The following is an 11,791-nucleotide window of genomic DNA, read 5'->3' on the forward strand; positions in this document are numbered from 1 at the left end:
CCTAAACGATATTGAGTGATAAATGTGCCCCAGCAAAATGGGGCGGAACCACAGCTACGGTGAAACGGGTTGCAAACGGGCCTGCTGAAGCCGGTGTAAGGTTATTTTTCTGACCTCGGCTTTACTCTGGGAAATATGCGCAGTGAGGATCCGCTGCGCCTCTTCCATCTGCTGTTGCGAAATCGCCTCAAGAACCTGGGCATGTTCGCTGTAGGTGGCATCGACCCGGTCCTCGCGGGTAAAGTCGAGGTGGCGGATGATGCGCATTTTCTCGGTCAGTTCCACATGCACGCGGACCATTTCGCTGTTGCCCGTGGCACGCACCAGCGCGGTGTGGAACGCTTCATCCTGACGTGATAGCGCCTTGCCCGGCGCCATCTGCGGTGCGTCGCACCAGAAGGCCAGCAGCGGCGTCAGATGCTCACGCCTGGCCTCAGCCGACATCATGCACAGGCGCTTCACCGCCTCCATCTCAAGGACAATGCGAAAGTCGTACAGCGCCTCAAAATAGGTAAAATCGAACGGTTTTACCTGCCAGCCGCTGCGCGAATACACCTGCACATAGCCTTCATGCTCGAGCCAGAACAGCGCCTGACGCACCGGCGTCCTGCTCGCCGCCATGCGCTCGGAAATTTCGTTTTCGCTGAAGTGCTCGCCCGGCATCAACCGGAAATCAAAAATGTCGTTTTTCAGCGCCAGATAGATTCGCTCAGCTAACCCGGCCTGGCGTTTCTTGCCCACGCAGTCGTTATCATTCGTCATAGACGGCCTCCTGCTCGAGCCACAGCAGCGCGTCGCCGGGGCTGACCGGACGCCCCGGCTGACAGCCGATACGTTTAACGACCCCCGCCTGCGGCGCGTGGATAGCCAGCTCCATCTTCATGGCTTCGACGATGATCAGAGGCTGCCCTGCGTCTACTGCCTCACCCGGGGCCACCAGCACTTTCCAGATATTGCCGTTCATATCGGCGGTCACCGCCAGCGCGCCGTCATCCAGGGTGACGTCCTCGATCGGTAGCGGACTTTCAATCACGGCCTGCTGCTCGTCGAGCTGCCAGCGCGCCACCTCTTCCTCAAACGCGGCGGACTGGCGCTGGCGGAACTGGGCAATATCCTCAGCATGAGCATCGAGGAAGCGCAGATGTTCCTGGAAGTCGAACGTCGTCTCTTCAATACGAACTGCCGCGCGCCCTTCACGGAAATCGTCACGCAGCCGATCCAGCTCCGTCTCGCTGACCGGATAGAAACGGACCTGGTCAAAGAAGCGCAGTAGCCACGGTTCACCGGCGCTGAACTGCTCGTTTTTGAGGAATTTATTCCAGATAGGCAATGTGCGCCCCACCAGCTGGTAGCCACCCGGCGAGTCCATGCCGTAAATGCACATATACATGCCGCCAATACCGACGGTACCTTCCGCAGTGAAGGTGCGCGCCGGGTTATATTTAGAGCTCAGCAGGCGATGGCGCGGATCGACCGGCACGGCGCACGGCGCGCCAAGGTAAACATCGCCAAGGCCAAGAATCAGATAGCTGGCGTCAAAGATTGTCTCCTTCACCGCCTCACGGCTCGCCAGCCCATTGATACGCTGAATAAAATCAACGTTATTCGGCAGCCACGGCGCGCTGGCGCGGACGGTATCGGCGTAGCGGCTCACGGCGTCCAGCGTCGCGCTGTCCTCAAACGCCATCGGCAGATGCACAATACGCGACGGCACCTTCATCTGGCTGACATCACCAATACGCGCTTCCTGCTCCAGCAGCAGCGCCACCAGCGCCTGTTGGCTGATTTCGCGGCTGTCGTAACGCACCTGCAACGAGCGCACGCCGGGCGACAGCTCTTTAATGCCCGGATGAGCCAGATCGCGCAGATGCGCCATCAGTACGTGAACCCGCAGGCGCAGCGCCAGATCCAGCACGTTTTCACCGTACTCAATCAGGATGTAGTTATCTCCGGCCTGGCGATAAACAATGGCCGGCGACGTAGCGCTGGCTGGCAGAGAAACCAGCCCGGCGGCAGAAACGCCGTCACGGTCGGCCAGCGACGGCACCGGAAACGCGGGCAGCGCGGTGGTTTGCAGCGTTTCGATGCTGCGATCCAGCGCATTTTCACGCGCCACTGCATCTTCCACGCTGATGGGGTAAAAACGGATACGATCGCCCGGCTTCACCTGCCCCACTTTCCACAGCTCGGCTTTGGCGATCGTCACCGGGCAGACAAAACCGCCAAGGCTGGGGCCATCGCGGGTGAGGATCACCGGGAAGTCACCGGTGAAGTTGATGGCCCCGATGGCGTATTCGCAGTCGTGCACGTTGGACGGGTGAAGCCCCGCCTCGCCGCCGTTGGGCCGTGTCCAGCTCGGTTTCGGGCCCACCAGGCGCACGCCGAGGCGGTTGGAGTTGTAATGAACCTGCCAATCGCTGGCAAAAAATGCGTCAATCGCTTCCTGGGTGAAAAAGTCCGGCGCGCCGTGCGGCCCGTAGAGCACGCCAATCCGCCAGATCTCCCCGTAGCGTGGGATCAGCGCCGGCGACAGCGCCCTAGCCTCGCTAATCGGCGCAGGCGTGGTGCAGGCGGCGAGCTCAGGACGAGAAATCGGCAGCTGATCGGCCACCTTCAGCGTGCGCCCGGCGTGTCCGCCAAACTGCCCCAGCGCGAAGGTGGAGCGGCTGCCGAGATACTCCGGCACGTCGAAACCGTTGCGCACCGCCAGATAGCCTCGACAGCCGGTCTGTGCGCGCCCGAGCGTCAGCGTTTGCCCGGCCCTGACCGCTACCGGCTGCCACAGCGCAACGGCCTCGCCATCAAGCTGCGCCTGGCAGTCGGCGCCGGTCAGAGCAATCAGTGCATCGCTGTGGAAATGCAGCACGGGCCCCTGAAGCGTAAATTCCAGCCCCGCCGCCGATTCATGGTTGCCGACAATGCGGTTGGCCAGGCGGAAGGCAAAATCGTCCATCGGGCCTGACGGCGGTACGCCGATATCCCAGTAACCCTGACGGCCGGGGTAATCCTGTATGCTGCTCCAGGTCCCCGCCTGAATCACCTCAACCACCGGCGACTGCGCCACCACGCCGTCGAGCATACGCGTCCATGCCGTACCGTCGACAAAGGCATCGCTGGCGGTAATCTGCCGCAGGTAGTCAAGGTTGGTGGCAATGCCGTGCAGGCGCGTGGCGTTCAGCGCCGTGCGTAGCTTCGCCAGCGCGGCTTCGCGGGTGTCGGCGTGCACAATCAGCTTGGCGATCATCGGATCGTAAAATGCAGAGACTTCGCTGCCGGTGGTCACGCCGGTATCAATCCGCACGTCGTCCGGAAACACCACTTCGGTGAGAATGCCGGGGGCGGGCTGGAAGTTTTTCAGCGGGTTTTCGGCGTAGATGCGCACCTCGATGGCCGCCCCCTGCGGTGCCTGAGCCAGCCGCGCCCAGTCGATGGATTCATCAGCCGCCACGCGCAGCATACACTCCACCAGGTCCAACCCGGTCACGCTCTCGGTCACCGGATGCTCAACCTGCAGGCGGGTGTTCACCTCAAGGAAATAAAAGGCATCCAGCGCGGCGTCGTAGATGAACTCAACCGTGCCGGCACTGCGATAGTTGACCAGTTTGCCTAACTGCACGGCGGCGTTGAGCAACGCGGTGCGGGTGGCGGCTGGCAGGTTCGGCGCGGGCGTTTCTTCCACGACTTTCTGGTTGCGGCGCTGGAGTGAACAGTCGCGCTCGCCGAGCGCCACCACGTTGCCTTTGCCATCGCCAAAAATCTGCACTTCGATATGGCGCGCGCGGTCAACGCAGCGCTCGACGAATACGCCTGCATCGCTAAAGAACTGCTCACCCAGGCGGCGCACGCTCTCCCAGGCCTGCGCCAGCGCTTCGGCGTCCGCGCAGCGCGTCAGGCCAATACCGCCGCCGCCGGCGGTACTTTTTAACATCACCGGGTAACCAATTTGCTGCGCAGCGGCCAGCGCCTCATCAAGCGAGTTGAGCAGTCCGGTGCCCGGCGTCATCGGTACGCCCGCCTGAGCGGCCAGCTCGCGAGCGCGGTGCTTCAGACCAAACTCGCCAATCTGCTGCGCGGTCGGACCAATAAAAACAATCCCCGCACGATCGCAGGCGTCAGCAAACGCCAGGCTTTCCGAGAGAAAGCCGTAGCCAGGCCAGATGGCCTGCGCCCCGCTTTCGCGAGCGGCGGCAATAATGCGCTCTATTTTCAGGTAGCTGTCGCTCGCTTTCTCGCCGCCCAGCGCCAGGGCGATGTCGGCCTGCTTCACGTGCTCGGCGTTTTTGTCTGCATCTGAGTAAACCGCGACGCTGGTGATCCCCAGACGCTTCAGAGTACGAATGGCGCGGCAGGCAATTTCACCACGGTTAGCAATCAGGACAGTGTTAAACATGGTCGTTCTCCTTGCGGGCAATCCAGTGGCGCCAGCCCTTGAATTCGGTAATGTCCACGGCGTCGTGCAGCGCTGCCGGTTCACAGATAAAGCCTTTTACCCAGCGGCCGTCGCTAAGCTCCAGCGACCCCATCCCCAGCGGGGCCGGGATTTCCGCGACAAATTCACCAAAGCGCGCCAGCGGGATATCCCACAGCTCGACCTCTATCGCCGCACCGGCGGCATCGCGCGCAATGCCCGGCTTCTGCGGCTGGGTGTTGGCCAGCGCAAACAGGCGGTAGTGCGGCGCGGTCTGGGTTGCTTCGACAAACGCCGCGCATCGGGTCGTTAGCTGGAAGTTAAGCGGCATGCCGCGCAGGTGCGCGCCAACGACCGCCACGCGGACGTGCTGTGCGGAGAGCGGCAGCGTGCCTGCGTTCTGGCTGAGCGGCCGCCCGGTGGCGCCCAGCGGCAGCGCCAACTGCTGTTGCCAGCGCAGGCCAAACGCCGCCAGCGCGCGGTCGTGCCATGCCGGGGCGATCAGCGTGATGCCGGCAGGCAGGCCATCGGCGCGCATCGGCGCGGGCAGCGCCAGGGCAGAGAGATCTGCCAGGTTGGTGAAGTTGGTGTAGGTGCCGAACTGCGAGTTAAAGCGAATCGGCTCCTGCTGCATCTCGGCAAGGGTATGGATGGTGGGTGAGGTCGGAACAACCAGCGCATCGACCTCAGCCAGCGCGCGCTGGATTTTTTGCGTCAGCTCGGCGCGCAGATATTCCGCCTTGAAGGCCTCTACAGCGCTGTAGTTCAGCCCGGCGGAGATAATGCGGTGAACGGTAGGATCCATCTGTTCAGGGTGTTGCAGCATCTCGCCGACCGCCGCGGTACGTTCGGCTACCCACGGCCCCTGGTATAGCTGTTCCGCTAGCTGAGAGAAGGCTGAGAAATCAATGGGCTTGAGCGCTACGCCGCTTTCACGCAGCACATCGAGCGCCCGTTCCCAGGCGGCCTGCGCCTGCGTATCACCGAAGAAGTTCAGTACGTCAGGCACGGCAAACACCGGCTGAGCCGGAAGGGCGGCTGGCACGGTCGCCGGATGGACGCGGGAGTAGGCGTCTTCGGCATCGTAGCCGCCTGCAAGGGTGGCAACGGTAAAAGCATCATCCACCGTCAGCGCAAAGACCGACAGCGTGTCGTTCAGGCGGCAGGCAGGAACCACGCCTTTTGCCGACAGCCAGCCTTTCGTCGGCTTGAGGCCGACAATATTGTTGAACCCCGCGGGCACGCGCCCGGAGCCGGCAGTATCCGTACCCAACGCGAACGGTACCAGACCGCGCGCCACCACGGAGGCCGAGCCGGAGCTGGAGCCACCGCTGACGTAGTCGGGGTTAAAGCTATTCACCACCGCGCCGAACGGTGAGCGGGTGCCCACCAGCCCGGTGGCAAACTGGTCAAGGTTGGTTTTGCCAATCACGATGGCGCCAGCGGCTTTCAGTCGGGCCACCGCCGTGGCGTCTTCCCCGGCAACGTAGGCAAATGCCGGGCAGGCCGCGGTCGTCGTCCAGCCCGCGACGTCGACGTTATCCTTCACCGCAAAGGGCACACCAAATAAGGGCAGCGCGTCAGGATCCTCCCGGTAGAGGGGAAGCAACGCGTCCAGCTGCGCCCACAGCTGCTCGTCATTGGCGATCGCCAGCCACGCGTTGTCATCTGTCGCCAGCGCCTGAATATGCGTCTGTAAGAGAGTGAAAACCGCTTCGCTATTTTGTCTGATATCGCGACGCCAGCCGTCCAGCGTTTTTCCAGTCATTAATGCCATCGTTGAATTCCTGTTGGTATACAAGATGGAATTCAATTAGCAAGGGCTGTGCCAGATGTTTAATTCACTGTAATGTAAGGAATTAAAATAAAAACGATTTTCATATTAATGTTAGCGCGCACCATCAAAGAACATTTACGAGCAATGACAGTGCACTATCTATTGTAAAAATTAATACATTGAACTCGACATCAGAATATTAAATTATGATGATAGACCGCTACCCTGTTTCTTCCCTGACGTTTCGCCGTATATAACGCACTGTCTGCCATGTGCGCCAGTTCATTGGCTAAAAGTGTATTTTCACGGGTACTGGCAATGCCAAGACTTAATGTAATCTTTTTTGGAAAATCATTTCCGGTCGATTCAGGCGTGGCTATTTCAACATGACGACGCAGGCGCTCGGCAATGATCGTGGCTTTGTGCATATCGGTATTTTGTAAAATAATGGCAAACTCTTCACCGCCAATCCGCGCGACAATATCGTGCTGACGCACCGTGTTCATCATCATCTGCGCCAGATGAATAATGACCCGGTCGCCCTGCAAATGGCCGTAGGTATCATTAATGTTCTTAAAATGGTCGAGATCGCAAAAAATCAGGCTTACCGGCTGGCCGGGTGAAGCCCAGGCAACGATTCGGCTGAGTTGCTCATAGAAATAACCCCGGTGATATAAGCCGGTCATGGGGTCCCGAACCGAATTCTCATAAGATTGAGCATAGGCTCGGCAGGAATTCTGATAGCGGCTGAAAATATCCGACATCAGCGCAATCATAATCAGCATGATGCCGATACTTTCCGTCGCCCGGGAAACGTACCACCCGCCGGGATATACGGGCCACAGCAGATAGGTCGCGGCCAGGCTCAGTAGATTCGATACCGCGGTAATAAACATGCTGAACCAAAAGAAGGAACGGAGTTCAATACGCATCAGCAGCCCTATGGCGGCCCCTAGCCAAAGCGGTGCCAGCACATAAAAAGGTAAGGACGGGGCGCTGCGCTTCATCATGGCAAAACGCTCGCTAAACGCCTGCGGTACGATCAGGTACAGCGCCATAATGAGAATACTCAGCCCTAACCCACCGACCATAATACCCGCCAGCAAGCGGGCGTTTGATACAGCCTCTTTTTTATAATACAGATACAGGATGGCACCAAAAAATATGCCGATCACGATATTTCTGAGCAAATACAGATCGGAAACATTGGCAAAAAATGCCTCCGGAAGGAATTGAAAGACGAACCACAGTTTAATTGCCAGAATAAAAAACAGTCCGGACAGACCAAACATCAGTACAAAGGGCAGCAGATAGCTTTTCTCTACATGGCATAAATAACTCATCGTCGCTACGCTGGCAATCTGTAGCTGAATAACACAGAGAAATGCCGCAATAATCGGGTAGAGACTGAGCCCACTCACCCTATTTTGATAAATAAACGGCGACATCAAAAAGGCAACGGCAATGAAGAAAAACAGTACGATAGCAAATATGCCTAATAACGATAATTTTTTCATTGATAACCACGACAATTAAGGGATAGATACCTCCTTGCCATGCTGACAATCGATAATAAAAGACATTTATTATCATCCTCCTATCCCAATCAAGTCGTAAAACAACGCGTTGAATTTTTTTGCCGCCATTATGGCGAGGTCATTTTCAGAGTTCAATGACTGGAAATCATATAGTGCTATATATATTTTCACTTTATACGCATAGCCATGCACTTGCTCTCGCCACGCGCTGACACCGCCTTCGGGCCGCAGAATCACAAGAATCGTTGATGCTGGTCATAGTTGGGAGTGTGATCAAGATCTAATTTATCCGCCTTCCTGATAAGAGGTTCACTCCATGTTTATACCGTCTTTGGGGGCAACGGCGTTTGTTGCGTCGATTGCCACGCTCGGCATTCTGTCTCCTGGCCCTGATTTCTTTATGGTTATCAAAAATGCGGCGCGCTACCGCCGTCTTCCGGCAATGATGACCGCGCTGGGCATCACCGGGGGCGTGTTAACACACATGTCCTACTGCGTCGCCGGGCTGGCGGTGGTGATCACCACCACGCCGTGGCTATTCGATATTCTGAAATATGCCGGTGCGGCGTATCTCATCTGGGTGGGCCTGCTGGCGCTGCTGGCGCGCGGGCACAAGAGCATGGACGTGACCCATATCGCCCCGCAGGAAACCACGCTGAAAAGAGCGTTTATTCAGGGCTATCTGTGCAACCTGCTCAACCCCAAAGCAACGCTATTTTTCCTGTCGATTTTTACCCAGGTGCTGAACGTTAACTCCGGCGTGGCCGAAAAGCTGTGGTATGCAGGAGTCATTCTGGCGGTGTCTATCGTGTGGTGGCCGCTGCTGGTGGTTCTTATTCAGAGCGCCCCGGTACGTCGTGGGCTGGCAAAAGCGCAGAAGATTGTCGATAAAATGCTGGGCGGGCTGCTGATTGCGCTGGGGATTAAGGTCGCGCTGAGCTGAGAATAAAGGGCACCATGACGTTCAGCCATGGTGCCCTGGGCCGCTAAAACCGATATTCAAGCCCCAGTTGGCCGTAGGTATCGTTATAGCCTTTATCCCCTAGCGACACGCCAACGCCTCCCCACACATTCAAGGCAGCGGTGAGCTGCCCCTCAATACCGGTTTTCACTTCACCAATATTGCGCGCGCCTTGCTGGCTCAGGCTGTCGCCATCCATCCGCACCGCATAGCGTTGCGTATTATGGATCCAGTTGGCTTCAACGTAGGGCTGGAAGCTGCGCCCCGTGGTATCGTCAGCGGCGCTATGGCCTTTGAGGAATGCCCGAAGACCAAGACGCGTCTGGAGGTTATTGTCGCCCTCCCCCTGTACCCGCGTTCCGGTGTTATCTCGATGGTCGTCCGCGTTTACCCCCATCCAGACCAGTTGCGCCTGCGGCTGAAGATAAGCGGCCGTACGTTGAGAAGGGTAAACGTTAAAGGTATAGCCGCTTTCAACGGAGGCAGTCAGCCCCTGACTGTCATAGCGGTCTTGCGGCTGACCGGGTTCACTGACACGGTTACGGAACCCGTTGTACTGAGCCCAGCTGTCCAGATACAGTCCCGTACGCTGCGCGGCGTTCTGATACCAGGTCGCATACAGCCCCGTGCTGTAACCGTGGATCCGGGAGTCCGCTCGATTGCCGCTCAGGCTGGCGCGGGTATTGCCCTGCTGATTGGCATATCCCGCCATCAGCCCTAAATTCCATCGATCGCTGCCGGTAAAGCTTCCGTGCGCCAGCTCTCCTCCGAGCTGGGCGACATAGCGATTAGCGCTGGTCCGCAAGCTATCGCTATGAAAAGCCGTGCGCCCTCCGACCTGGCGCAGCCAAAGCGAGGTCACGCTGGGCTGCCCGGTCACCGGATCGCGATATTCCGTGCTGCCTTCACGATCGGCAAGCCGCTGCGCAAAAAGCGTGTTCGCGGCGGCCAGGTTGGCGATATACCCGCCGGCAACCGCACGGATATTTTTCGCGCCCCCCGGGTTTGCGCTGCTTCCTGACCCGACGTAATCGCTGGTGAGATAAAAATTCTGCCCACGCTGCACAACGCTGTAGTTATACAGGCCCGCGCTGATATTCTGGCTGTTATAAAACGCCCCTGGCTGGCTAGTGCCCCCTACCTGAACAACTTCAATGCCATTAATCGTCGCGTCACCCTTCCCGCCCAGGTTGGCCACCTGAACGTCCGTGGCACCGCTGGCATTGCCGCTAATCAGCAGCCTGGCGGTTGATGAAGCGTCATTTCCCAGCGAGCTCCCCAGGATCAGGCGCCCGCCTGAACTGGTGTAATCACCGTTGACCGTCAGCGTGCTGCCCGTCGCTGCCCCGCTGCGATTAACGGTGATTAATCCGCCATTGCTCAGGCTACCGGTGGTGAAATTGACCGCCCTCGCGCTGGTATCGGCCCGTTGCCCGACGATCAGCTGACTGCCGCTCGCCAGGGTCGTCTCTCCGACTTGCCCTGTGCCTGATAGCTTCGCGCCAGAGGCAACATTAAGCGCAGCGGCAGAAAGATCGCCGTTCACTTCGACGCCACCGGCATTCACATCTATAGGGCCAGCATAAGTGGCGCTGTTGCCGCTAAGCACCAGCGTACCGCTGCCTGTTTTAGTCAGCGAGCCGGTGCCGCTAATCTGCCCGGCAAATTGCGTATCGCTGGCCTGATCCACCGTCAGCGCATTGGCGCTGCCCAGCTGTAATATGCCCCCGCTCCCCGCAAGGCTGCTCATGGTGAGCGGATAGCCGTTTAAATCCAGCGTACCGCCGTTGATGGTGTACGCCGTAGCCTCTGGTAATGCGCCGCTATTTTGCGCCTGCAGCACGCCATCGGCGATAATCGTGCCTCCCTGCCAGCTGTTCGTCCCCGCCAGCAGCATCTCACCACTGCCGGTTTTGGTAATACTACCTGCGCCGCTGATGCCGCCGGTTGATTCAAATAGCGCCCCATTTGCGACCTCGATAGTCGATGCCGCCGTCGTTTGCAGGGCGAAGGTAAACACCGTATGGTCAGGGAAACCCGGGGCCGGCACGCTGAGATCCACCGGGTTTATCAGCAGCGTACCGCCATTCAGATTAAACTGCGTGGAGGCTTCAGATAGAATCATTCGAGCATTCGTGGCAAATACCCCGCCCTGGTTAATATTCACTATCGCCGTGCCGGTCCCATCACCGCTATTCAGCTCAGAGCCCAGCACGAGCCCCAGCGTCATCAGATTCAGCGTACCGTCAATATTCAATGTTCCCGTTGCGCCATCAATACCGATGGCCAGTAAGCCTGACGACGTCAGCAGATTAACCGTCCCGCCCTGCGCGATATTCATCACGCCGCTACCTCCGGCGCCGAAGGCCGTGCCCTGCCCAATCGTGATAAAGGGAGCATTCACCACGGAGCCACTGCCCACGTTGAGTACGCCAGAAGAAGCGCGAGTAAGCGGGAAGCCCCCCGCATTTCCCAGAGATAACGCATCCCCCAAAGTGAGCGTTGATTGATTAAGATTGAGCAGACCACTGCCCCCCAGCCCGCCGATATCAACATCACGGGTCAGGATAAATGTGGTGTTATTGGCATTCATTACCGCCGCCAGCCCGTTTCCATAGGCGATGGTCATATTCGTATCAGAGATCTGCTGGTTGGTCAGAGTGGTATCGGTAAGATAATCGACGGCCCAGACGCGCTCACCCCATGTCAAAGCCACCGCACAGCACAACGCTAGATTGGTTAATCTCATGAGTTATTTCCTGCCCGAAACGGTACGCCTGTTTTTCAACGTTACGCATTCAAGTGTAGGAAAAAGTCGTTATAGCTGGCGGGATTTCATTAGCCACAATAGAAATGCGGATTAGGGCTGGAGGTAGCGTCGATCGCCGCGGACAACCCGGTTATTTACTGGCATTCTTCTGAAAACTTAATAAAGTTTGCGTTGTAGACAATGTATTTATCACCTCGCTGACGCAACATCGTATTCAACACTTCATCTCCGGGCCGGAGATACCAGACTTTGCCCTGCTCTTCTGTTGAATCACAGTCAGGTTTAGGGAAGGTGCGAACAAGTTCCTGATATGAGATCATCATATTCATCCGGAGCG

The 11,791-nt window shown here is 58.1% G+C and carries 6 protein-coding genes and 1 pseudogene; 1 reads left to right on the top strand and 6 read right to left on the bottom strand.

Annotated elements, in window-relative coordinates:
• Window positions 1–54 precede the first annotated feature (54 nt).
• The 4 genes from V6942_RS19980 to V6942_RS19995 form a co-directional block, all read right to left on the bottom strand.
• Window positions 55–762, bottom strand: coding sequence for a GntR family transcriptional regulator (locus V6942_RS19980; protein WP_182934638.1), 708 nt, complete (start codon window positions 760–762; stop codon window positions 55–57).
• Entirely contained in the window at window positions 752–4,390 is a 3,639-nt protein-coding gene (uca, locus tag V6942_RS19985) for an urea carboxylase (RefSeq protein ID WP_333501726.1), read from the bottom strand. The genes V6942_RS19980 and uca overlap by 11 nt, the downstream gene beginning before the upstream one ends.
• Window positions 4,383–6,185, bottom strand: a complete 1,803-nt coding sequence (atzF, locus tag V6942_RS19990) for an allophanate hydrolase (protein ID WP_333501727.1) — start codon at window positions 6,183–6,185, stop codon at window positions 4,383–4,385. Before atzF ends, uca begins: the two co-directional genes overlap by 8 nt.
• 191 nt (window positions 6,186–6,376) lie before the next feature.
• On the bottom strand, window positions 6,377–7,702 hold the full coding sequence (locus tag V6942_RS19995; RefSeq protein WP_333501728.1) for a sensor domain-containing diguanylate cyclase: 1,326 nt from the start codon (window positions 7,700–7,702) through the stop codon (window positions 6,377–6,379).
• A 337-nt stretch (window positions 7,703–8,039) separates the two neighbouring features.
• Between V6942_RS19995 and V6942_RS20000 the strand changes: the two genes are divergently transcribed.
• Complete coding sequence (locus V6942_RS20000) at window positions 8,040–8,666, top strand: LysE family transporter (protein WP_333501729.1); 627 nt, start codon at window positions 8,040–8,042, stop codon at window positions 8,664–8,666.
• A 43-nt stretch (window positions 8,667–8,709) separates the two neighbouring features.
• On the opposite strand, the gene V6942_RS20005 is transcribed toward V6942_RS20000, so the two are convergent.
• Window positions 8,710–11,433 (bottom strand): autotransporter outer membrane beta-barrel domain-containing protein, encoded by a 2,724-nt coding sequence (locus V6942_RS20005; RefSeq protein WP_333501730.1) that lies wholly within the window; start codon window positions 11,431–11,433, stop codon window positions 8,710–8,712.
• A 155-nt stretch (window positions 11,434–11,588) separates the two neighbouring features.
• A pseudogene (locus tag V6942_RS20010) lies at window positions 11,589–11,791 on the bottom strand (hypothetical protein); the annotation flags it as partial.

The organism is Kluyvera genomosp. 2 (assembly GCF_036759865.1).
GTDB lineage: Bacteria > Pseudomonadota > Gammaproteobacteria > Enterobacterales > Enterobacteriaceae > Kluyvera > Kluyvera ascorbata_B.